The organism is Streptomyces venezuelae, assembly GCF_008642375.1.
GTDB lineage: Bacteria > Actinomycetota > Actinomycetes > Streptomycetales > Streptomycetaceae > Streptomyces > Streptomyces venezuelae_G.
Window position 1 is genome coordinate 7747574 of sequence record NZ_CP029194.1, and the last position, 22290, is coordinate 7769863.

Below are 22290 nucleotides of genomic sequence, written 5' to 3' on the forward strand. Positions count from 1 at the left end.
CCCTCCTTCGCGCCCGCACTCATGCCGGGAGGAAGCCCGGCCACCAGGGTGGGAGAGCACGCCGCCCGCGTTCTGCCCGACCGTGCCTACGGCCGGATCGTCAGACGGCCGGTGACACCGGGGTCTCGGTGGTCGAGGCGGGGTTCGGGATCTTCTCCGTGGGGTGTCGGCGGGTGGCCGACCAGGCTGTCCAGAGGTCGGCGTAGTGGCCGCCCGCCGCGGTCAGCGTCTCGTGGGTGCCGTTCTCCACCACGCGGCCCCCGTCCAGGACGACGACGCGGTCGGCGGTCGCCGCCTGGGGGAGGCGGTGGGCCACCACCAGGGCCGTGCGGCCCTCCAGGGCGCGGGCCGCTGCGTCCTCCAGGACGCGGGCGCCCGCGCTTCCCGCGTCGGCCGTCGCCTCGTCGAGGATGGCGACCGGCGGGTCGGCGAGGACCAGTCGGGCCAGGGCGAGGTGCTGCGCCTGCGTCACGGTCAGCCGGTGGCCGCCCTCCCCGACGACCGTGGCCAGGCCCTCGGGCAGTGCTTCCGCCCACTCCAGGGCGCCCACCTTGTCCAGGGCCGCGCGCAGTTCCTCGTCGTCGGCCTCGGGGCGGGCCAGGCGCAGGTCCTCGGCGAGCGGGCCGGCGAAGACGTGGACCTCCTGGCTGATGAGGGTGACCGCGCGCCGGACCCCGGCCGGGCCGAGCTTGCCGACGGGCACCCCGCCGAGGGTGATCGAGCCGGAGGTCGGCTCGTGGACCCCGGCGATGACCTTCGCGAGGGTCGTCTTGCCCGCCCCGCTCGCGCCGACCAGGGCGACCCGCTCCCCGCTCCGTACCGTCAGGTCGATCTCGTGCAGCACGGGAGCGCCGGTGCCGTAGGCGTGGCTGATCCCCGAGACCGTCACCGAGCCGTCCACAGGCGTGTCGGCACCCTGCGGCGCGGACTCGGCCGGGAGGGCCGAGACGCCCACCAGGCGGGCGAAGCTCGCGCCTGCGGACTGGGCGTCGTCCAGGAGGTACAGCGTCGCGTTGATCGGGTTGAAGAGGCTGTGGAAGTACAGTGCGGCGGCCGTCGCCGTTCCGATGCTCGCCGAGCCGCCGTCGACCAGGACGAAGCCCGTGGCGAGCATCGCGGCCAGGCCGATGAACTCGGCGAGGTTCAGCCGGGAGAAGAAGCCGGAGACGAGGTGGATGCCCCGCAGTCCCAGGTCGCGCGCCGCGGCCGACCGCTCCTCCAGGAGGCCGGTGTGCGTCCCGCCGAGCCGGAAGGCGCGTACCGTCCGCGCGCCGCCGACGCTGTCGAGCAGCTGGTGCTGCAACGCGCCGGTGGCGATGCGGTGTGCGCCGTACACGGGGGAGGAACGGCGCATGTACCACCGCACGGAGAGGACCTGCACCGGCGCGGCGAGCAGCGCGGCGAGCAGGAACCGCCAGTCGAGCACGGCGAGTCCGGCGAAGGTGAGCAGGATCGTGAGCGCGGACCGGCTGAACTCGGGCAGGGCCTGCCGCACCGACTTCGCGATCATGGTCACGTCGCTCGTCACCCGGGAGACGAGGTCCCCGGAGCCGGCCGCCTCGACGCGTTCGAGCGGCAGCCGCAGCGCCCGCTCGATGAACTGCTCGCGCAGCGCGGCGAGCACGGTCTCGCCGAGCCGTGCGACGAGCGTGCCGCCGACCGCGGTGGCCAATCCACGGGCGACCGCGACGGCGATCAGCAGGACGAGCGGCACCGTCAGTGCCTGGGCGCCCCGCTCCTCCACCACCAGGTCGACGATCCGCCCGAGCAGGGGAGCGGTCAGCAGCCCGACGGCGGTCCCGGCGACGAGGACGGTGAGCGCGCCCACGGCCAGGAGCCGGTGGCCGTGGAGCATGGTGCGCAGCGCCGCCATGGACTCGGCGCCGGTCGCGGTCGGCAGGAGCGCGCGGTCCTGGGTGGTTCCGCTCATGGTCTGTTCCGTCTCCTCGGGCGATGTCGTGAGCGCGCTCTCGTCGGTCGTCATGCCAGCACCGCCGCTCGGTACGTCTCGTCCGCGGCCAGCAGCTCGTTGTGGTGGCCGTCCGCCCGTACGGCGCCGTCCTCCAGGACCACCACCCGGTCCGTCACCGCGAGGAGCGCGGGGCTGGTGGTGACCAGGACGGTCGTACGGCCCCGGCGGACCTCCCGCAGCCGGTGCGCGATCCGCGACTCGGTGACGGTGTCGACGGCGGTCGTCGGATCGTGCAGGACGAGCACGGGCCGGTCGGCGGCGAGAGCGCGGGCGAGCGCCACGCGCTGGCGCTGACCGCCCGAGAGGGACCGGCCGCGCTCGGCGAGGAGGGTGTCCACGCCGTCCGGCAGCAGCCGGGCCACGTCGTCGGCGGCGGAAGCCGCGAGGGCGCTCTCGACCGCCGTCGTGTCGCCGTCGGCCCCGGACCTGACGTTGTCGAGGAGGGTGCTCTCGAACAGGTCCGCGTCGTGGTGGGCGACCAGGACCGCCCGGCGCAGCGCGTCCGGGTCGAGCCCGGTCAGAGGTACGCCGTCGAGCTCGACCGTGCCTTCGGCGGGGTCCTTCTCCCGGGCCAGGCAGAGCAGCAGGTCGGCGGCGGCCGCCGGGTCCCGGGTGACGATGCCGGTCAGGCCGCCGGCGGGCAGGTCGAGGTCCACCCCGCGCAGGGCGCCGAGCGACACGCCACGCAGGGCGAGGTGTCCGGCGGCCGCGTCGGACGGGACGGCTTCGCCGCCCTCGACGGTGACGGGCGAGGCCAGCACCTCCGCGATGCGCCGGGCGGAGGCCCGCCCCTGGGCGATCTCGGCGTTGACGTACGTGAGGAGCTGGAACGGTCCGAGAAGGAACTGCGCCAGACCCACGGCGGCCACCAGCTCGCCGACGCTGATGCTGCCGTCCATCGCGAGGTAGGCCCCCACCAGGCCGATCACGGCGATGAAGACGCCCGTCAGGGCGAGGACCGCGCCCTCGTGCCCGGCCCGGCTGCGGGCCGCGCGCAGGGCGGCGGCCAGCGAGTCCTGGCTCGTGGTGCGGTAGCGGGCGACGGCCGCGGACTCGGCGCCCATGCCCTTGAGGACGCGCAGTCCCGCGACGAGGTCGGCGGCGACGCCCGAGGCGTGGGCGGCGCGCTCCTGCTCGGTCTCGCTGCGCCGCTCCAGCGGGCGGCTGATGCGGTGCCCGAGCCAGAGCAGCGGCGGGATGCCGAGGAGGACGAGCAGGCCGAGCGGGACGGAGATCCTGAGGAGGGCGACGGCGCTGATGACGAGGGCGGCGACCGCCGACACTCCGTACGAGATGGCGGTCGCGACGGAGCCGACCCGGCGGGCGTCGTTGGTGGCGATGCTGGTCAGGGCGCCCGGGAGACGGTTCGTCTCGGCGCCGCCCCGCGGGTCGAGGACGCGCGCCGCCAGCTCCAGGCGGAGCCGGTGCGCGGCCTGCTCGCCCGCGCCCTCGGTGATGCGCGCGCTGGTGCGGTAGCACGTGGAGAGGACGAGGAAGAGGACCGCGAGGACGACGAGCCAGCGCAGCAGGGACGCGGAGGAGCCGGTCGCCACCGCCGAGTCGATGATGACGCCGATGACGACCGGGACCAGGGCCTCGCAGCCTTGGTGGGTCATGCCGAGCAGGGAAGCCGCGATGACGCGGGGGCGTTGCCCTCTGATCGCTCGACCGAGGACAACTGCCCCTGTCGGTACGCCCGTTGGCATGTGGCTCCTCCACGGAGACGAGTGAATGGTTAGGTAAGCCTACTCTGACCTGACGAGCGTTGACCGGCTGTACCGGTTCAGTTAGGCTCACCTAAGTACCGGCTTGTCAGATCGCGTACCGCGGGGCTCGACCCACGCGCCAACTGCCGTAAGGGGAGCTGTCGTTGTCCGTCCAGTCCCGCGAACAGGTCGGGAAGGCCGTCGACGCCGCACCCTCATCGGGCCGCACCGGTGCCACGCTCCGGAGCCTCGGCCTTCTGCTGGGCGTCGCCGCTCTCGTCCTCGTCTCCCTCGTCAGCGTCTGGGTCGGCACCCGAGGCATCCCCTTCACCGCCACCTGGCACGTCCTGTGGAACCCCGACGGCTCGGAGACGTCGGTGATCGTCCATGACTACCGCATCCCCCGGACTCTCCTCGGCATGCTCGTCGGCATGGCGCTCGGACTCGCCGGCGCCCTGATGCAGGCCCTGACCCGCAACCCGCTCGCCGACCCCGGCATGCTCGGCGTCAACCTCGGCGCCTCCGCCGGTGTGGTGGTGGCCATCGCCTTCTTCGGCATCGGGACACCCCTCGGCTACGTCTGGTTCGCGCTCGCCGGCGCCGCCGCCGCGTCCGTCGGGGTCTACCTGCTCGGCTCCTCCGGCCGGAAACTCGCCTCGCCCGAGCGGCTCGTCGTCGCCGGCGCCGCGGTCACCGCGGTGCTGTACGCCTTCAACTGGGCGATCCTGCTGCTCGACCCCAGGGCCTTCGACCAGTTCCGCTTCTGGACCGTCGGCTCCCTCGCGGGCCGCTACTACGACATCGTCCTGATGGCCCTGCCCTTCATCGGGGCCGGCCTGGTCATCGCCCTCGTCCTCGCCCCCTCGCTCAACGCCCTCGCCATGGGCGACCAGATGGGCCGGGCCCTCGGCGTGAACGTCGGCCGGACCCGCGCCCTCGGCGCCGTCGCCGTGATGCTCCTGTGCGGCGCCGCGACCGCCGCCGCCGGACCGATCGGCTTCGTGGGGCTCGCCGTCCCGCACGTCGCCCGCTTCGTCGTCGGCCCCGACCAGCGGTGGGTGTTCGCGTACTCGATGCTCATCGCCCCCGTCCTCCTCATCGGCTCCGACGTCCTCGGCCGGATCCTCGGCGCCCCCGGCGAGGTGCAGGTCGGCATCGTCACCGCCTTCGTCGGAGCGCCCCTCTTCATCGCCCTGTGCCGCCGCCGAAAGCTGGTCATGCTGTGACTGCCGTACGGGAGGCGAAGGCCTCCGGACCCCCGCCCGGCTCCGGGAGAGGGCCCGCCGCCGACTCCGCCCCGGCCCGTGTGGTCAGCGGCCGGGTCGTCCGTACGCCCTCGGGGGCCGTGTCCCTGCTCGTCAGGGGCCGGACCGTCGCCGTCACCGCCGCCCTCCTCGTCGCGCTCCTCGCCGTCGCGGGCGTCACCCTCACCACCGGCGACTTCGACCTCACCGTCGGAGAGGTCGTCGAGGCGCTCACCGGCAACGGCTCGGGCATCGCCGACTTCGTCGTCAACACCCTGCGCATGCCCCGGCTCCTGACCGCGCTCTGCGTCGGCGCCGCGCTCGCCGTCAGCGGGGCCATCCTGCAGAGCATCACCGGCAACCCCCTCGGCAGCCCCGACATCATCGGCTTCACCAACGGCTCGGCCGTGGGCGCGCTCGTCGTCATCGTCGTGCTCCACGGCAGCATGACGCAGATCGCGATCGGCGCGCTGGCCGGCGGCCTCGCCACCGCCCTCGCCGTCCACCTCCTCATGCTCGGCCGGGGCATCCAGGGATTCCGGCTGGTCGTCGTCGGCATCGGCGTCAGCGCCCTGCTCCTCGCCGTCAACTCGTACCTGATCACCCGGGCAACCTTCCAGGAGGCCCTGGAGGCGCAGGCCTGGCTCATCGGCAGCCTGGGCAACCGGCTCTGGACGCACGCCACCGCCATCGGCATCGCCGTCGCCGTCCTGCTGCCGCTCGCCTTCTTCCTCTCCCGCCGCCTCTCCATGGTGGAGATGGGTGACACCACGGCCATGGCCCTCGGTGTCGACGTGGCCCGCACGCGCACGCTGCTCCTCGTCATCAGCGTCGCCCTCGCCGCCTTCGCCACCGCCGTCACCGGCCCCATCTGGTTCATCGCCCTGGCCGCGCCGCAGGTGGCCCGGAAACTGACCCGCTCGTCCGGGCCCGCCCTGCTGCCGTCCGCCCTCATGGGCGCGGTCATGCTCGCCCTGAGCGACCTCGCCGTGCAGCGCCTCTTCGCCCCCGCGCTCCTCCCCGTCGGCACGGCGACCGGCTGCGTCGGCGGGCTCTATCTCATCTGGCTACTGGTCACCGAGTCGCGAAAGAGCCGCGCATGACAGCAACAGCGAAGCGTCCGACAAGCAGTCCGACGAGCACTCCGGCGAGCAGTCCGGCGAACGGTCCGACGAACGGTCCGTCGGCGGGTCCGGCGAACCCTCCGGCCTCCCGCCTGCGCGCCGAGAACCTGACCCTCTCCTACGACCAGCGGACCGTGGCCACCGGCCTCGACGTCGAGATCCCCGACCACTCCTTCACTGTGATCATCGGCCCGAACGCCTGCGGCAAGTCCACGCTCCTCACCGCCCTCGCCCGGATGCTCAAGCCCCGTGCCGGACAGGTCCATCTCGACGGCCGCGCCATCGGCTCGTACCGCTCCCGCGAGGTCGCCCGCCGCCTCGGGCTGCTCCCGCAGTCCTCGACCGCGCCCGGCGGCATCACCGTCGGGGACCTCGTCGCCCGCGGCAGGTACCCGCACCAGGGCATGCTGAAGCAGTGGTCGGCCGACGACGAGGCGGCCGTCGTCGAGGCGATGCGGCAGACCGGCGTCCTCGAACTCGCCGACCGCCCCGTCGACGACCTCTCCGGCGGCCAGCGCCAGCGCGTGTGGCTGTCCATGGTCCTGGCCCAGCAGACCTCGATCCTCCTGCTCGACGAGCCGACGACCTTCCTGGACATCGCCCACCAGGTCGAGGTCCTCGACCTGTGTGCCGAACTCCACGCCCGCCGGGGCCAGACCGTCGTCGCGGTCCTCCACGACCTCAACCAGGCGTGCCGCTACGCCACGCACCTCATCGTGATGCGGCCCGGAGGCGTGATCGCGGCCGAGGGCGACCCGTCGACCGTCATGACCGCCGAGCTCGTCGAGGACGTGTTCGGCCTGCCCTGCCGGATCATCGACGACCCGGAGACGGGGACCCCGCTGATGGTGCCGGCGGCGCCCAAGCGGTACGCGCCCACGACCGGGGCCACCGCACTCGCCCCGGCCCCCTGACACAGCCGCCGACGCCACCGCCGACATTGCCGACAGCGCCGACAACGACCCGGACGGACCGCCCATGCTCTGTACGAGGCTGACGAACGCGCACATCCTCACGATGGACCCGGACCACCCCGTCGCCCACGACCTCGGGATCTGGCGCGGCCGGATCGTCGGCCTCGACGAGGCAGTGACCTCGCTGCCCGCCCGTGAGGTCCTCGACCTCCAGGGCGCCACCGTGCTGCCCGGCTTCATCGACAGCCATGTGCACCTGGCGTGGGCCGGGCTGAAGGCGAACACCCCGAGCATCGCCCCGTGCGAGCGTGTCGAGGACGTGCTCGCCGTCGTCGCCGACGCCGCGGAGCGCAAGCCGGCCGGCGCGTGGGTGGACATCGCGGGATACGACCAGCGGGCCCTGGGCCGGCACCTCACCGCGGCCGAGCTCGACCGGGTCGGTCACGGACGCCGACTGTTCGTCATGCACGACTCCGGCCACGCCTGTGTCGTCAACAGCGCCGTCCTGGAGCTCCTTCCGGCCGACGTACCGCACCAGGACGGCTTCCTCGTCGAGAGCGCCATGACCGCCGTACGCCGTCTCCGGCTGCCCTACTCCCAGGAGGAGATCGCCGACGCGGTCGAGCTCGCGGCCCGCGCCTGCCTCACCGAGGGCATCACCGCCGTCGCGGAGGCGGGCATCGGCGGCGGGCTCCTCGGCCACAGCCCGGTCGAGCTCGGCGCCTACCAACTGCTCAGGGACCAGGGGCGGCTGCCCCTGCGGGTCCAGCTGATGGCCGCGGGCGACACCCTGCGCCCGCTCGCCGCGCACCGCGACGACGGCATCCCCCGCACCCTCGACCTCGGCCTGCGGACCGGCTTCGGCGACGACTGGCTGTCCCTGGGCGCACTCAAGATCTACACCGACGGCGGCATGATGGCCCGTACGGCGGCGCTCACCGCCCCGTACGAGGGCATGTCCACCACCGGCCAGTTCCAGGACGACCCCGAGCGGATCGCGGAGCTCATCGTGGACGGCCACCTCGCCGGCTGGCAGCTCGCCGTCCACGCCATCGGGGACCGTGCCGCCGATCTCGCCCTCGACGCCCTGGAGCGGGCCCAGGACCTGCGGCCCCGCCCCGACGCCCGGCACCGGATCGAGCACGCCGGGCTGATCCGGCCCGACCAGCTGCCCCGCTTCGCCCGCCTCGGCCTCAGCGCCGTCGTCCAGCCCAACTTCCTGCGCTACTTCGGCGACGACTACGCGCAGATCATGGGGGAGCGGCGGGCGCCGTGGATGTACCGGGGCCGGGGCTTCCTGGACCACGGCGTCACCCTCGTCGGCAGCTCGGACCGCCCGGTCACGGACGGCTCGCCGCTGCGGGCCGTGCAGTTCATGGTCGAGCGGGCCTCCCTCTCCGGCGGCCGGATCGGTCCTGACGAGGCCGTCACGGTCGACGAGGCCCTGCACGCCTACACCGCCGCGGGCGCGTACGCCTGCCGCTGGGACGACACCGCGGGCAGCCTGAGTCCGGGCAAGCGCGCGGACCTCGTGGTCCTGGGGGACGATCCCCGGCGCGTCGACCCGGCCCGGATCGGGGACATCGAGATCGTGGCGACGTACGTGGACGGTCACCGCGCCCTGGAGGGAAAGGGCTGAAGGCCGTCCGGCGGCGGGCCGGGAGGCCGGCCGAGCCTCAGGGACGGGGCAGCAGCGCGGAGACCTCGCGGAGGAGCTCCGCGCGGTCGATGGCGTCGCTGCCGGTCGCCGGTACGGTGCACGCGTAGGCGCCGGCCACCGACCCGTACAGTGCGCACCGGCCCAGGTCCTCGCCGGTCAGCCGGCCGAAGAGGAAGCCGGCGGCGAAGGCGTCGCCCGCGCCGTTGGAGTCGACCACCGGGGCGCGCGGCGTGACGGCGGGGACGTGCGTGAGACCGCCGGCGGTCAGCAGGTACGCGCCTTCCGCACCGGCGGTGGCGACGACGGCCTCGGCCCGCCCCCGCTCCATGATCCGGCGCATGGTCTTCTCCTTGTCCACCAGGGCCGTCGTGGAGACGAAGACGAGGTCGGCGCCGTAGGCGAAGGGCTCGTGATAGGGGTTCTCGCCGTCCCAGTTGTGCAGGTCCGTGGAGATCGTGAGACCCGCTTCGCGGAGTTGCGGCAGGGCGAAGGCGCACGGGTAGGTGATCGAGAGGTGCGCGTGCCGACTCGCCGCGGCCAGGGAGCGGACCAGCTCCTCGGGTAGCCGGTCCGACTCCCGGGAGCGGCTGTCGTCGTAGAGCGAGAGCCGCCGGCCGTCGGGGCCGACGAGGTTGACGGCCCGCTTCGTCCCGCCGGGCAGGGGCACTTCGGTGAAGCCGATGCCCCGGTCGCGGTGGAAGGCGCGGACGAGATCGCCGTACGGATCGTCGCCGATCATGTCGAGGTGGTGCGTCCGCAGGCCGAGGGAGCTCAGGCCCAGGGCGACGAAGTCGCCGGTCTGCCCTGCGCGGGTCTCGATGCCCGGCCGGATCATGTAGCTGTCGGCGTACGGCAGGGGCAGTTCGGGGACGTGGACGATCGTGTCGACACCGGCCCCTCCCAGGACGAGGACGTCGTACTCGCTGCTCATCGCTGTTCCTCTCGACGGGATCGCGGCGGTCGGAGGAGGTGGCACAACTCCCGCCGAACGGACGCGAGTCAAGCAGCGACCGCAGAGTGAAGCAAGAACTTGCGGAAAATTTCAGCAAGTTGTCGCGGTCCGGATCGGCCCGGTCCGGATCGGCTCAGTTCAGCTCGGATTCAGCTCGGCTCAGCTCAGGACCAGCAGCACCGCCAGAGCCACGAGGAGGGAGTCGATCCGGTCCAGCAGGCCGCCCGAGCCGGCGAGCCACCGGCCGGCGTCCTTCGCGCCGGCACCGCGCTTGACCATCGACTCCAGCAGGTCCCCGAGCGGGCCGCCGACCGCCACGGCCACCGCCGTCTGCCACGTCAGGGACGACAGCACGGCGAGCGCCCCGATACCGGCCGCAGCTCCGGCGAGCGTGCCGCTCCACCGCTTGGCGGGCGAGAGCGGGGAGAGCCGGGGGCCGCCGAACCGGGAACCCGCCGCGTACGCGACGATGTCGGCGATCGACACGGCCACGAACAGGACGAGCCCGAGGGCGCCGGACGGCACGAGACCGGCCAGCGCGCCCAGCCACACGAGCCCGAGCAGGCCCGCCCCGAGGCGGCGGAGTCCGTGCTCCGCGTCGCCCGCAAGGAGCGGCACCCCGGCGATCACGAGCGCCCCGACGGCCGCCACCCGGAGGATCTCCCCGGGTGCCAGCCAGGCGGTCAGGACGAGCGCGACGACGGCCGCGCCGAGCACCACCCGGTCCACCGGACCCAGCCGCAGCAGGCCCCCGTACTCCGCCACCGCGACCACCGCGACCACGGCCGCGAGCACCGCGATCCCCGCCGGACCGAGCCAGAACGCGGCGGTGACCAGGGGCACTCCGAGCGCCCACACGCACCACCGGACCATCAGCTCGCGGCGCCGGGTCGCCGCCACCGCGAGCCCTCCGGCCGCCAGCGCCCCACCGAGGTACGGCACGAGACCGGCGACGGTCGTCGTCGTCACAGGGCGCCCCGCCCGCCGGCCACCGGCGCCACCGTCTCCGCCTCCAGCACCTCCAGGGCGCTCCGGCACGCCGCCACGATCCGCGCGTTCTCCACCCTGTCGCGGACGGCGATGCGGACGGTCCGTCCCTCGTACGAGGGGGACATCGGCGACAGGTCCCGCAGGTACACGTCGTGGCGGCGGCACTCGCCCACCAGGCGGTACGCGCTCGGCCCGCCCCGCCGCAGCGTCACCGTGAGGAAGTTCGACACCCCCTCGTCGACCGAGGCGAATCCGTCGAGATCCAGGAGCCCGGCGGCGAGTTCACGGCGCAGCACCGCGGTGCGCGCCCAGCGCTCCGCGTAGTACGCGGGGTCGCGCAGCGCGGTGACGGCGGCCAGCTGGGCCGGCAGGCTCACCGGCCACGGCGGCGTCCAGCGGCGCAGCTCCGCGGCCGTCTCCGGGTCGGCCACCAGATACGCGGCGCGCATCCCGGACAGCGCGTACATCTTCGACAGCGAGGTGCAGACCACGACCCGGGGGTCGACGGAGGCGAGCCCGGCCAGCGAGTCCGCCGGATCGACGTAGCCGAGGTACGCCTCGTCGATCCACCACCGGGTCCGCGCGGGCGAGTCGGCGATCACCGCGCGCAGCGCGTCGGCGGGAGCGTGGCGGCCGGTCGGGTTGTTCGGGTTGACCACCACCACGAGGTCGTACCGTCCGCTCCTGGTCGCGGCCGCGAGCCGGGCCGGATCGAGCACCCAGCCGTCCTCCCGGCGCAGCCGCAGCCGGTCGACCCGGCAGCCGATGACCCGCTCGGTGACATGGGCGTACTCGCCGTAGCTCGGGTCGAGGAGCAGCACCCGGCTCGCCGGCGTCAGCCATCGGCCGAACGCCCGGAAGACCAGGTCGGACGAGCCCGCCCCGACGGCCAGCGACTCCACCGGCAGCCCGCGGACCGCGGCGATCTCCGCGAGCAGTCCCTCGGCGCCGGTCGGCGGTGAGGTCCGGGCCGCCCACCCCGGATCCTCCGACAGGACCGCGCGGACGTCCGGGGACGGCGGGAACCAGGCGTCCAGCACATCGGCCGGGACGACCTCGTGACGGCGGGGCAGCGTCCGGAAGTCCGTACCGATGGCCGAGAAGAAGGCGCCGCCGTGCTCGCAGCCGTCCGCGCGAGGCGCGAAGGGCACGTCCAACCGCCAGTCGAGGCCCGCCCGCAGCCGCTCCAGGGTCCGGCCGTGGCGCTCCCCGACCGTCCTCGTCAGCTCGGCCACGGAGCCGCTCAGCACCTCGAAGGAGACGGCGCCCGAGCGGACCGTGCGCCCCACCGGCCGCAAGCCGGTGGCGAGGTACATGTCGAGCAGCTCCGTGCGTCCCATCGCCACCACCACGCGCCCGCCCCGCGCGGCGGCCCAGCGCAGCGCCGCGTACATGAGGAGGGGCGCCGCCGCGGTCGACCGCCACCGCTCCTCGACGGTCAGGACGCGGATCTCGAACGGCGCCTCCTCCGTCAGGACCGGCAGCTCCTCGCGCGTCAGGTACTTGTCCAGGCCGTAGCGGCCGACCCACGGCGGAGTGAGGCTGACGAACCCGATCCGCGTCTCGCCGCGCGCGGCCACGAGGTAGACGTTCTCGCCGTCGAGCCCGTCGCTCAGCCGCCCCGACGGGTCCACCTGATGCTGGCCGAGCTCCTCCGCGTACACACGATGGCGGAGCTCGTGGATCCAGTCGCGGTCCTGCGGCGTGGCGATGCGCACCTGCAAGGCGTGGCCTGTCCGTTCACCGCGGTTCGTGCGGTCCATGCGTGTCCCCTTGTGAAGATCCGGTGTTCGCGCACCAGCATGGGGGAGTCCGGCCGACGGCACCTGAGTACGCGTACTCACCCGGGTGAGCAGGAGAGTTGAGGCGCCGTCGGCCGGCGGGTCAGAGGCCCAGGAGCCGGACCGCGTTCTCCTTGAGGATGAGCGGCCGGACCTCGGGCTTGATGTCGAGCCCGTCGAAGTCGGCCAGCCACCGGTCCGGGGTCACGACGGGGAAGTCGGAACCGAACAGCACCTTGTGCCGGAGGAAGGAGCCGGCCGCCCTGACGAGCTGCGGCGGGAAGTACTTCGGTGACCAGCCCGACAGGTCGATGTGGACGTTGGCCTTGTGCGTGGCCATGGAGATCGCCTCGTCCTGCCACGGTACCGACGGGTGCGCCAGGATGATCGTCAGGCCGGGGAAGTCGGCGGCGACGTCGTCCAGGAGCATCGGGTCCGAGTAGCGCAGCTTGATGCCGCGCCCGCCGGGCAGGCCCGCGCCGATGCCGGTCTGCCCGGTGTGGAACAGCGCGGGGACGCCCAGCTCCTGGAGCGCCTCGTAGAGCGGGTAGTGCTCGGGTGCGTTCGGTGCGAAGGCCTGGAGGCTCGGGTGGAACTTGAAGCCGCGGACGCCGTGGTCGAGGACGAGCGCGCGGGCGCGGTCGACGGCGTCGGGACGGTGCGGGTCGACCGAGCCGAAGGGGATGAGGACGTCGGGGTGTTCGGCCGCCGCGGCGGCGATCTCCTCGCTGGACAGGCCCGGGTGGCCGAGGCCCGTCGTGGCGTCCACGGTGAAGATCACGGCGGCCATCCGGCGCTCGCGGTAGTGGGCCGCGAGGCGCTCGACGGTCGGCGTGCGGTCCTGGCCGGACCTGAAGTACGCGGCCGAGGCGTTCATCAGCTCGGCGTCGAGCGCGAGATGGCCGTGGGCGTCCTGCTCCACATGGACGTGGAAGTCGATCGCCGTCAGATCCGCGGGGTCCAAGGGGGGCAAAGGGTTCACTGGGCTCACGGGACTCATCGGCGTGCTCACAGGTGGTCGGTCCGGTTCTTGGCGTCGAGCAGGAGGGCGAGGAGCGCGTCGCGTTCGGCGACGAGCCCGGCCTCGGCGGTCCCCGCCAGTTCCTCCGCGACACCCTGGGTGATCTTGTCGGTCAGCTCGGGTGTGAGGCGCGGCGCGCCGAGGTCGGCCCACCACTCCTCCATGGGCGGGCCGAGGTGTTCGAGTACGTGCGCGATGCCGCCCGCACCTCCCGAGAGGTGCTGGTTGAGGAACGGCCCGAGCAGCGCCCAGCGCAGACCGGGGCCGTGCGCGATGGCGGTGTCGATGTCGGCGACGCTTGCCGCGCCCCGGTCGACCAGCGAGTAGGCCTCGCGCCACAGCGCAGCCTGGAGCCGGTTCGCGACGTGCCCGGGCAGCTCCTGGCGCAGCCGGATCGGCCGTCGGCCGAGACCGCGGTAGAACCGCATGGCCGCCTCGACGGCGGCCTCGGCCGTCCGCTCGCCCGGCACGACCTCGACCAGCGGGACGAGGTGCGGCGGGTTGAACGGGTGCCCGACGAGGACCCGTTCGGGGTGGGTCGCGCAGGCCCGCTGGATCCGGGACGGGAGCAGCCCGGAGGAGCTGCTCGCCAGGACCGTCTCCGGCGGGGCGGCGGCGTCGAGGGCGGCGAAGAGCTCGTCCTTCAGGTCGGGCCGCTCGGGCCCGTTCTCCTGGACGAAGCCGGCGTCGGCGACAGCCCCGGCGAGGTCCGGGGTGAACGTCAGCCGGGACTGGTCGGCGGTGACGGCCGCGCGCAGCCGGGCCTCCGCGCCGGGCGCCGGGTCGGTGGCGACGACGTCGTGCCCGTACCGGAGGAAGAGAGTGGTCCAGGAGGCCCCGATGACGCCGGTCCCGACGACGGCGACCTTCATGACGCGCTCCCGGGCCGCGCCGTGCCGCCGCGGGTGGCGGCGTACGCGACGAAGGCGTCGAGCGAGCGGGGGTCGGCGAGGACGTCGGTGCTCGCGACGGACTCGGGGGCCGCGCCGAGGAGGATCCGCTTGACGGGCACCTCCAGCTTCTTGCCGGTGCGGTTGCGCGGGACGGCGGGCACCCGCTCGATCACGTCGGGGACGTGCCGCGGCGACAGCGCCGACCGCAGTGTCCGGGCGATCCTCGTCCGGAGTCCGTCGTCGAGCTCGGCGGGGCCCGCGACGAACAGCAGCAGTTCGCCGTTGCCGCCCTCGGGGTCCTCGATGTGGACGACGAGGCTGTCGTCGACCTCGGGCAGGTCCTCGACGACGGCGTAGAACTCGGCGGTGCCCAGCCGGACGCCGCCGCGGTTGAGGGTGGCGTCGGAGCGTCCGGCGACGACGCAGTGGCCCTCGGGCGCGAACCGCACCCAGTCGCCGTGCCGCCACACGCCCGGGTACTCCTCGAAGTACGCGGCCCGGTAGCGGGACCCGTCGGTGTCGCCCCAGAAGCCGACCGGCATCGACGGCATCGGCTCGGTGATCACCAGCTCGCCCAGCTCGCCGACGACCCGCTTCCCCTCGCCGTCGTAGGCGTACGCCGCGACCCCGAGGCAAGGGCCGGAGATCTCCCCGGCGCGCACGGTCTGGAGCGGGCTGCCCTGGAGGATGCCGGTACACACGTCGGTGCCGCCGCAGCCGACGTTCAGGAGCACCCGGTCGCCGAACTGCTCGGCCACCCAGCGGAATCCGTCGGCCGCGAGCGGGCTGCCCGCCGCGCCGAGCTGCCGCAGCCGCGACAGGTCGAACTCCTCGGCCGGCCGGACACCGGCCTTGCGGCAGGCCATCAGATAGCCGGGGCTGACGCCCATGAGCGTGGCACCCGTCTCCTCGGCGATCCGCCACTGCTCCCGCAGCTCCGGGTGGACCGGATTGCCGTCGATCATGACGATCGAGGCGCGCACGAGCAGGGCCGAGACCAGGGTGCTCCACAGCATCCAGGCGGTCGTGCTGAACCAGAGCATCCGGTCGCCCGGCTTCAGGTCCCAGCTCAGCGCGTTGTTCTTCAGGTGCTCCAGGAGGATCCCGCCGTGGCGGTGGACGATCGCCTTGGGGATGCCGGTGGTGCCGGAGGAGAACAGCACGAACAGCGGATGGTCGAACGGCACCGGCTCGAAGGGGACGGGACCGGGCGCCGGCTCCGCGAGCAGCTCCGCCCAGCCCAGGGCGCCGGGCACGGTGTGCGGGCCGTAGGGGACGTGGACGACCCGCTCCACGGTCGGGAGCTGCGCGGTGATCTCCTCCACCTCGCTCCGGCGGTCGACGTCCCGCTCCCCGTAGTGGTAGCCGGCGACGGTGAGCAGCACCTTCGGTGCGAGCTGGGCGAACCGGTCGACGACGCTGCGCGGCCCGAACTCCGGTGCGCAGGCCGCCCAGACCGCGCCGATGCTCGCCGTGGCGAGGAAGGCGACGAGCGTCTCGGGGATGTTCGGCAGATAGGCGACGACCCGGTCGCCCTTGCGGACGCCGAGGCGGAGGAGCCCGGCCCGGGCCCGGGCGACCTGCTCGCGGAGCTCGCCGAAGGTCAGCTCGATCGGCGCCCGTGTCTGGGAGTGGGCGACGACCGCGACGGCGGCGGCGTCCTCGGCGGAGCCCTCCCGCCCGAGCGCGTGCTCGGCGTAGTTGAGGGTCGCGCCCGGGAACCACTCGGTGTCCGGCATGGACCTGCGGCCCAGGGCGGCGGTGGGCGGCGTGTGCGGACGGACGTCGAAGAACTCCCAGATCGAGGACCAGAAGCCCTCCAGATCCGTGACGGACCACTGCCACAGGCTGTCGTAGTCAGGGAACGACAGCTGCCGCTCCGACTCCAGCCAGCGGAGGTACCGCCCGATCTCCGACTCGTCCCTGACCCCGGGGCCGGGGATGCTGAGGATCTCGCTCATCGGGCGACCTTTCCGGCGCGGCCGTCGAGGAACGCCCGCATCCTCTCCTGGGCGTCGGCGCTGCCGGCGGCGACGGCCGCCATGAGGGACTCGAGCAGGAGGCCGCCGGCGGGCGAGGCCTCGGCGATGCGGGGGAGCGCCTGGAGGACGGCGAAGTTGGTCAGCGGGGCGTTGGCCGCGATCCGCTCCGCGAGCTCCAGGGCCTTGGCGCGCGCGCCGCCCTCGTCGGTGAGGTAGTGCGAGAGGCCGACGGCCTGGCCCTCGGCGGCGTCGAGGACGCGGCCGGTGAGCATCATGTCCGCCATCCGGTGGGCCCCGATCAGCCGGGGCACGCGGACCGAGCCGCCACCGCCGACGAACAGGCCACGCTGCCCCTCCGGCAGGGCGTAGAACGTGGTCGGTTCGGCGACGCGGAGGTGCGCGGCGGCCGCCAGCTCCAGACCGCCGCCGATGACCGCGCCCTTCAGCGCGGCCACCACGGGGACCCGTCCGCCCTCGATCGTGTCGAACACCCGGTGCCACATGAGCGAGTGCTCCAGGGCCTCTTCGGTGGACCGCTCGGTCAGCTCGCCGAGGTCGAGCCCGGCCGAGAAGTGGTCGCCCTCGGCGTCCAGGACGACGGCCCGGACGTCGGGGCCAGGCCTGCGGAAGAACTCCTCGACACGCAGGACGGTGGCGTCGTCGAGGGCGTTGCGTTTGGCCGGGCGGCAGAGCGTCAGGACCGCCACTCCGTCGCGGCGGTCGATCGAAAGCGTGCTCAAGAAGGGCTCCTCAATCATCAGGAATCCTGAGTATCGGAGGGTGCCCCGCCGCCACACAAGGGGGTTTGCGCTAGAATTTTCGACAGGATTCCTGATGATGGTGAGAAGGGGAGGGGATGTGACGGACGCCGCTCCGCCGTCTCTGCTGTACTCGGTGAAACAGGTCGAGCTGGCCACCCGGGCCCGGCTCGACGAGCTGCTCAGGCCCTCGGGCGTGACCGCTCTCCAGTACACGGCCCTGACCGTGCTCGAACGCCGGGACGGCATGTCCTCGGCGGAGCTCGCCCGCAACTCCTTCGTCACGCCCCAGTCGATGTCCGACCTGGTCGGCGCCCTGGAGCGGCGTGGCCTCATCGCCCGCTCCCCGGACCGGGCGAGCCGGCGGCGGCACGTCATCAGCCTCACCGACGAGGGCCGCGCCCTGCTCGCCCTCCACGCGCCGGCCGTCCAGCACCTGGAGGACGAGATGCTCACTGGCTTCACCGCCCGCGAGCGCGCGGCCTTCCGCGACCTCCTCAACCGCGCCCGCGCGGCCCTCGGCTGACGCGACGCCGGCGGCGGCCGCGCCGGCAGGGAACGGCCGCACCGACGGGAAGACCCCTACGGCTCCTGGACGACGGGCTCGACCACGAAGACCGGGATCTCGCGGTCCGTCCTCCGCTGGTAGTCCGCGTAGTCGGCGAAGGCCTCGACGGCCCGCTCCCACCACGCCTGCCGCTCCTCGCCCGTGACCAGCCGGGCCTTCATGTCCCAGGTCCGCGTGCCGTCGCGGAGCTCGACCAGGGGAGTGGCGACCAGGTTGTGATACCAGACGGGGTGCTCCACCGCCCCGCCGTTCGACGCCACCAGCGCGTACGCGCCCTCGTGCTCCACCCGCATCAGCGGCGTCTTGCGGAGCTTGCCGCTACGCGCTCCGACGTTCGTCACCAGGACCACGGGCAGGCCCCGCATCGTGGTGCCCTTCGTACCGCCGGACGACTCGTACAGCTCGACCTGATTGCGCACCCAGGCCGTCGGACTGGGCTCGTACTCACCTTCGAGGGGCATGACTGTCCTTTCGTCCGCGTCGCGGGCCGGTACCGGACACCGGCCCCGCTCGCCTGACGACGCTAGCCGACGCCCTGCCGTCCGTGCCCCTTCTGTGGCGGCCGCGGCGCGGGTGCCCTGCGGAACGCCGATCGGCGTCACCGTCCCGGCGGAACCAGGGCCGGGCCGCGGGTCCTCGATGTGTCGCACGGCTGTGTACAGGGGGTCTGTGGTCGGATGGGCGCCGCCGATGACGCCATCGAGAGTCCCCCTCCGACTTCCCGAAGGAATGTGCCGAAGGTGATCGGCGGGTGATTGTTCCGGATTCGCCTGCCGGTGGGAAGGGCGACAGGACCCGAGGGAAAAAGGGGCGTCGGATGTATCGGATGCGTCAATGGATCGCCGCGGTCGAGGCCGAACTGGACAGGGAACGGGCCCTCGAAAGGCTGCTCGGTTCGGCCACTGGACGGTCGCCTGCACCTGCACCTGCACCTGCACCTGCACCGAAGCGGACCACCCATCGCGGACCGGGGCGGCAGGCCGTGGCGTGGGACCGGGCGCGCGCCCGTGCCCAGGACAGTGCCGGGCAGCCGCTGCCCGGCGTCACCCGCGAGCTCGACGCGGCCCTCGGCCACGCCCTCGCCGGACCGCTGACGGCCCTCACCGACCTGCCGCCGTTCGACACGTCGGCCATGGGCGGCGGCGCCCGTGTGCAGACGGGGGCCAGTGCCGTACTGCGCGGTGAGCACGGGGATGTAGGGGCGGACGACGGCCTGCTGGGCGACCGCTCGGGGAATCCGGGGGCCGGCGGCCCCGGCCGCGACGTCCGTATGCGGGGGCAGGAGTGTCGTGCGGGGGAGGTGCTGCTTCCCGCCGGGACGGCCGTGACCCCGGCCGTCGTCGGCCTGGCGGCCGCCGCCGGGCACGACCGGCTCCTCGTCCACCGTCGCCCGCGCGTGGAACTCCTGATCCTCGGCGACGAGTTGCCGGAGTCCGGCCCGCCGAGGGGCGGTCGCGTCCGGGACGCGCTCGGCCCGCTCCTCCCGCCGTGGCTGGCCCGCCACGGCGCGGAGGTGATCTGCCGCCGTCCCGTGGCGGACGACCCCGGACGGCTGCGGGACGCCCTGCGCGGCTCCACCGCCGACGTCGTCGTCACCACCGGCAGTACCGCCGCCGGGGCGGTGGACCCCCTGCACGCCGTACTCGCGGAGTCGGGCGCACGGCTCCTGGTCGACTCCGTCGCCGTGAGGCCCGGTCACCCCATGCTGCTCGCCGAGCTGCCACCGCCCCCCGACGGCCGGCCCCGCCTCCTGGTCGGGCTGCCCGGACACCCCCTGGCAGCCGTCGCCGGAGCGGTCACCCTCGCCGTACCCCTGCTGCGCCGCCTCGGCGGCCACGCGGACCGGGACCCCGAGTCGTACCGGACGACCACCGCCTCGGCACTGCCCGGGCACCCGCACGACACCCGGCTCCTCCCTGTGCGGCGTGTGACGCACGGGATCCTGCCGCTCCCCTTCGACGGCCCGGCGATGCTGCGCGGGCTCGCGGTCGCCGACGGCCTCGCGGTCGTCCCGCCCGGCGGCGTGCCGGCCGGGGCCGACGTCGAGGTCCTGGACGTACCCGGACCCTGAGAACCAGCAGCGCCCCCCGTGGAGCACCGATGGAAGCCGCCGACTCCGCGGAACGCGCCCTCGCCGCCGCGGAGCAGCGCAGATACCGGCTCCCCGAACGGCTCGTCAGGCCGCCGGGCCGATCACGACCTTGACGTGCTTCATGATCGGCTGGTCGCTCTGCGTGCTGTAGTCGCCGAGCGCGCACAGCACGTTCATCTCCGGCATGTAGCCGGCGGCGCAGCCCCGGGGGATGTCGTACGGGACGGCGAGGTAGCCCTTGAGGAACCGCCGGCTGCCGTCCTTCGCGATGCTCGTGATGTCGACGGGCCCGAGGTCGGGGATGCCGCGCTCGCGCATGTCGGCCCGGTTCATGAAGACGAGCGTGCGGAGGTTCCTGATGCCCCGGTAGCGGTCGTTGTCGGAGTAGATCGTGGTGTTCCACTGGTCGTGCGACCGCATGGTGCCCAGCGCCAGGGTGCCGGGCGCGGGGACGACGTCGGGCAGGACGGCCGAGGAGAACTCGGCGCGCCCGGACGGCGTGAGGAAGACCAGTTCGCGGGCGGGCTGCTTGATGCGGAAGCCGAGGGGCAGCCGGACCCGCCGGTTGAAGTCCTCGAAGCCGTCGAGGGCGCGGGCCATCGTGTCGCGGATGCGGTCGTAGTCCTCGACGTACCACTCCCACGGCGTCGCACTGCCGGGCAGCGCCGCGCGCGCCATGCCCGCGACGATGGCCGGCTCGGAGAGCAGGTGCGGCGACGCGGGGCGCTTCATGCCGACGGAGAGGTGGACCATGCTCATCGAGTCCTCGACGGACGTGCTCTGGATCCCCTTGCGCTGATGGTCCTTCTCGGTCCGGCCGAGGCACGGCAGGATCAGCGCCCGGCGGCCGTGGACGACATGGCTGCGGTTGAGCTTGGTGCTCACCTGCACGGTGAGGTCGCAGTTGGCCAGTGCGGCGTACGTGTACGGGGTGTCCGGGGCGGCCAGGGCGAAGTTGCCGCCCATCCCGACGAACACCGTGACGTCGCCCTCGTGCATCGCCTTGATCGCGCGGACGGTGTCCAGGCCGTGCTCGCGGGGCGGCTCGATCCCGCAGGCCTCCGCGAGGCGGTCGAGGAACGCGTCGGAGGGGCGGTGGTCGATGCCGCAGGTGCGGTTGCCCTGGACGTTGCTGTGGCCGCGGACGGGGGAGGGTCCCGCGCCCTCACGCCCCAGATTGCCGCGCAGCAGAAGGAGGTTGACGATCTCCCGGACGGTGTCGACGCCGTGCTCGTGCTGCGTGACGCCCAGACACCAGCTGACGATGGAGCGGTCGGCCTCCCCGTACACCCGCGCCGCCGCGAGGATCTCGGCACGGCTCAGCCCGGACTGCTTCTCCAGCTGCTCCCACGACGCGGCCTCGCACACCGCGCGGTACTCGTCGAAGCCGGAGGTGTGACGGTCGATGAACTCCCGGTCCAGGGCCCTCGGATCGGTCTCCGACTGCTCCAGGATCGCCTTGGCCATGCCACGCAGCAGCGCCATGTCGCCGCCGATGCGCGGCTGGAGGTTCAGTGTGCTGGTCTTCGTCGTCTTGAGAAGGGCCATGTCGAGGAAGTCATGGGGGACGATCGCGCGGGTGGCGGCCGCCTCGACCAGCGGGTTGACGTGCACGATCCTCGCGCCCCTGTGGTGCGCCTCGGCGAGGGCGGTGAGCATCCGGGGCGCGTTGGAGGCGGCGTTGACCCCGAGGATGAACAGCGCGTCGGCGCTCTCCCAGTCCTTGAGGTCGACGGTCCCCTTGCCCGTGCCCAGTGAGGCCTGGAGGGCGCGGCCACTCGCCTCGTGGCACATGTTGGAGCAGTCCGGCAGGTTGTTCGTGCCGAGCTCGCGGGCCATCAACTGGTAGAGGAACGTCGCCTCGTTGCCGAGCCGGCCGGAGGTGTAGAAGGCCGCCCGGTGCGGGCTGTCCAGCTCGCGCAGGGCGCGGCCGACCGTCTCGAAGGCGTCCTTCCAGTCGATCGGGACGTAGTGGTCCGTGTCCGGGTCGTAGACCATCGGCTCGGTCAGCCGGCCCTGGTTCTCCAGGTCGAAGTCGCTCCACCCGGCGAGCTCGGTCACCGAGTGGGCGGCGAAGAACTCGCGTCCGACCCGCTTGCTCGTCATCTCCCAGGTGACGTGCTTGATGCCGTTCTCGCAGATGTCGAGCCGCAGCCCCTTGGTGTCGTCCGGCCACGCGCAGCCGGGGCAGTCGAACCCCGTGTTCTCGTGGTTCATCCGCATGATCGCCCGGGGCCCGTCCACCAGCGCGCGCTCGGCCACGAGGAAGCGCGTCACGCTCTTCGCGGCGCCCCAGCCCGCCGCGGGGTGGTGGTACGGGTGGAACTCCGGGTCGCCCTGGGGAGTGGGCCCCACACGGGCTTCCGGGTGCTCCGGTCGTTCAGGGGGTGCGGGGTGCTCCGGGCGTCCCTGGTCGTCGTCGACGGCATTCACGACTCTCCACCCTTCCGGCCTGCGGGCACGGGGAGGCGACACGGCTTTCCTCCGCAGGCTAGGTCCGGTGCGGGGCCCCTGCCACTCGACCACCGGGGCCCTCCCGACCGCCGCGTCCGGCCGGGCGGACCGCTCGGCGCGCGGATACGCTGACGCCGCCCCACTGCTTCGATATGCACCTTCTTGTCCCCTTCGATCGG

17 protein-coding genes are annotated in these 22290 nt (G+C 73.4%); 6 read left to right on the forward strand and 11 right to left on the reverse strand.

Features of this window, described 5'->3' with window-relative positions:
• Positions 1-100: 100 nt before the first annotated feature.
• Both DEJ46_RS35275 and DEJ46_RS35280 read right to left on the reverse strand, forming a co-directional pair.
• On the reverse strand, positions 101-1984 hold the full coding sequence (locus DEJ46_RS35275) for an ABC transporter ATP-binding protein (protein WP_150272944.1): 1884 nt from the start codon (positions 1982-1984) through the stop codon (positions 101-103).
• Complete coding sequence (locus tag DEJ46_RS35280) at positions 1981-3678, reverse strand: ABC transporter ATP-binding protein (protein WP_150272946.1); 1698 nt, start codon at positions 3676-3678, stop codon at positions 1981-1983. The genes DEJ46_RS35275 and DEJ46_RS35280 overlap by 4 nt, the downstream gene beginning before the upstream one ends.
• 158 nt (positions 3679-3836) lie before the next feature.
• Here DEJ46_RS35280 and DEJ46_RS35285 point away from each other — a divergent pair, with 158 nt between their 5' ends.
• The 4 genes from DEJ46_RS35285 (at position 3837) to DEJ46_RS35300 (ending at position 8599) form a co-directional block, all read left to right on the forward strand.
• Positions 3837-4904 carry a FecCD family ABC transporter permease gene (locus DEJ46_RS35285; protein WP_411757845.1) on the forward strand — a complete coding sequence of 356 codons (1068 nt, stop codon included), beginning with the start codon at positions 3837-3839 and terminating at the stop codon, positions 4902-4904.
• A complete protein-coding gene (locus tag DEJ46_RS35290) occupies positions 4901-6025 on the forward strand; it encodes a FecCD family ABC transporter permease (protein WP_190623054.1) in 1125 nt (374 codons plus the stop codon). The genes DEJ46_RS35285 and DEJ46_RS35290 overlap by 4 nt, the downstream gene beginning before the upstream one ends.
• A complete protein-coding gene (locus DEJ46_RS35295) occupies positions 6022-6960 on the forward strand; it encodes an ABC transporter ATP-binding protein (protein WP_223835336.1) in 939 nt (312 codons plus the stop codon). Before DEJ46_RS35290 ends, DEJ46_RS35295 begins: the two co-directional genes overlap by 4 nt.
• 64 nt (positions 6961-7024) lie before the next feature.
• Positions 7025-8599 (forward strand): amidohydrolase, encoded by a 1575-nt coding sequence (locus DEJ46_RS35300; RefSeq protein WP_150272948.1) that lies wholly within the window; start codon positions 7025-7027, stop codon positions 8597-8599.
• 37 nt (positions 8600-8636) lie between these two features.
• Here the strand turns inward: DEJ46_RS35300 and DEJ46_RS35305 are convergent, their stop codons facing one another.
• The 7 genes from DEJ46_RS35305 to DEJ46_RS35335 all read right to left on the reverse strand — a co-directional run bounded on the left by DEJ46_RS35305 (position 8637) and on the right by DEJ46_RS35335 (position 16979).
• Complete coding sequence (locus tag DEJ46_RS35305) at positions 8637-9551, reverse strand: adenosine kinase (RefSeq protein ID WP_150272950.1); 915 nt, start codon at positions 9549-9551, stop codon at positions 8637-8639.
• A 180-nt stretch (positions 9552-9731) separates the two neighbouring features.
• Positions 9732-10472, reverse strand: a complete 741-nt coding sequence (locus DEJ46_RS35310; RefSeq protein ID WP_150275043.1) for a phosphatidate cytidylyltransferase — start codon at positions 10470-10472, stop codon at positions 9732-9734.
• Between the two features lie 65 nt (positions 10473-10537).
• Positions 10538-12325, reverse strand: coding sequence for a pyridoxal phosphate-dependent aminotransferase (locus DEJ46_RS35315; protein WP_150272952.1), 1788 nt, complete (start codon positions 12323-12325; stop codon positions 10538-10540).
• Between the two features lie 121 nt (positions 12326-12446).
• The gene (locus tag DEJ46_RS35320; protein ID WP_150272954.1) at positions 12447-13307 is read right to left on the reverse strand and encodes an amidohydrolase family protein; all 861 of its coding nucleotides are present in this window, start codon (positions 13305-13307) and stop codon (positions 12447-12449) included.
• Between the two features lie 44 nt (positions 13308-13351).
• On the reverse strand, positions 13352-14236 hold the full coding sequence (locus DEJ46_RS35325; RefSeq protein ID WP_150272956.1) for a 3-hydroxyacyl-CoA dehydrogenase NAD-binding domain-containing protein: 885 nt from the start codon (positions 14234-14236) through the stop codon (positions 13352-13354).
• Positions 14233-16218 carry an acetoacetate--CoA ligase gene (locus DEJ46_RS35330; RefSeq protein ID WP_150272958.1) on the reverse strand — a complete coding sequence of 662 codons (1986 nt, stop codon included), beginning with the start codon at positions 16216-16218 and terminating at the stop codon, positions 14233-14235. Before DEJ46_RS35330 ends, DEJ46_RS35325 begins: the two co-directional genes overlap by 4 nt.
• The gene (locus tag DEJ46_RS35335) at positions 16215-16979 is read right to left on the reverse strand and encodes a crotonase/enoyl-CoA hydratase family protein (protein ID WP_223835337.1); all 765 of its coding nucleotides are present in this window, start codon (positions 16977-16979) and stop codon (positions 16215-16217) included. The genes DEJ46_RS35330 and DEJ46_RS35335 overlap by 4 nt, the downstream gene beginning before the upstream one ends.
• 118 nt (positions 16980-17097) lie before the next feature.
• On the opposite strand from DEJ46_RS35335, the gene DEJ46_RS35340 reads away from it, so the two are divergent.
• Positions 17098-17523 (forward strand): MarR family winged helix-turn-helix transcriptional regulator, encoded by a 426-nt coding sequence (locus DEJ46_RS35340; RefSeq protein ID WP_223835338.1) that lies wholly within the window; start codon positions 17098-17100, stop codon positions 17521-17523.
• 56 nt (positions 17524-17579) lie between these two features.
• On the opposite strand, the gene DEJ46_RS35345 is transcribed toward DEJ46_RS35340, so the two are convergent.
• The gene (locus DEJ46_RS35345; RefSeq protein ID WP_150272962.1) at positions 17580-18026 is read right to left on the reverse strand and encodes a nitroreductase family deazaflavin-dependent oxidoreductase; all 447 of its coding nucleotides are present in this window, start codon (positions 18024-18026) and stop codon (positions 17580-17582) included.
• Positions 18027-18547: 521 nt separating this feature from the next.
• Here DEJ46_RS35345 and DEJ46_RS35350 point away from each other — a divergent pair.
• Complete coding sequence (locus DEJ46_RS35350) at positions 18548-19636, forward strand: molybdopterin molybdotransferase MoeA (protein ID WP_223835339.1); 1089 nt, start codon at positions 18548-18550, stop codon at positions 19634-19636.
• 105 nt (positions 19637-19741) lie between these two features.
• Here DEJ46_RS35350 and DEJ46_RS35355 read toward each other — a convergent pair whose 3' ends face one another.
• Complete coding sequence (locus DEJ46_RS35355) at positions 19742-22012, reverse strand: FdhF/YdeP family oxidoreductase (protein WP_190623308.1); 2271 nt, start codon at positions 22010-22012, stop codon at positions 19742-19744.
• Positions 22013-22290: the final 278 nt, after the last annotated feature.

Excerpts from the sequence above, each read along its gene's own strand:
- DEJ46_RS35330 (WP_150272958.1), bottom strand. The coding sequence starts at position 16,218 with ATGAGCGAGATCCTCAGCATCCCCGGCCCCGGGGTCAGGGACGAGTCG.
- DEJ46_RS35300 (WP_150272948.1), top strand. The coding sequence starts at position 7,025 with ATGCTCTGTACGAGGCTGACGAACGCGCACATCCTCACGATGGACCCG.
- DEJ46_RS35275 (WP_150272944.1), bottom strand. The coding sequence starts at position 1,984 with ATGACGACCGACGAGAGCGCGCTCACGACATCGCCCGAGGAGACGGAA.
- DEJ46_RS35325 (WP_150272956.1), bottom strand. The coding sequence starts at position 14,236 with ATGAAGGTCGCCGTCGTCGGGACCGGCGTCATCGGGGCCTCCTGGACC.
- DEJ46_RS35305 (WP_150272950.1), bottom strand. The coding sequence starts at position 9,551 with ATGAGCAGCGAGTACGACGTCCTCGTCCTGGGAGGGGCCGGTGTCGAC.
- DEJ46_RS35315 (WP_150272952.1), bottom strand. The coding sequence starts at position 12,325 with ATGGACCGCACGAACCGCGGTGAACGGACAGGCCACGCCTTGCAGGTG.
- DEJ46_RS35295 (WP_223835336.1), top strand. The coding sequence starts at position 6,022 with ATGACAGCAACAGCGAAGCGTCCGACAAGCAGTCCGACGAGCACTCCG.
- DEJ46_RS35280 (WP_150272946.1), bottom strand. The coding sequence starts at position 3,678 with ATGCCAACGGGCGTACCGACAGGGGCAGTTGTCCTCGGTCGAGCGATC.
- DEJ46_RS35345 (WP_150272962.1), bottom strand. The coding sequence starts at position 18,026 with ATGCCCCTCGAAGGTGAGTACGAGCCCAGTCCGACGGCCTGGGTGCGC.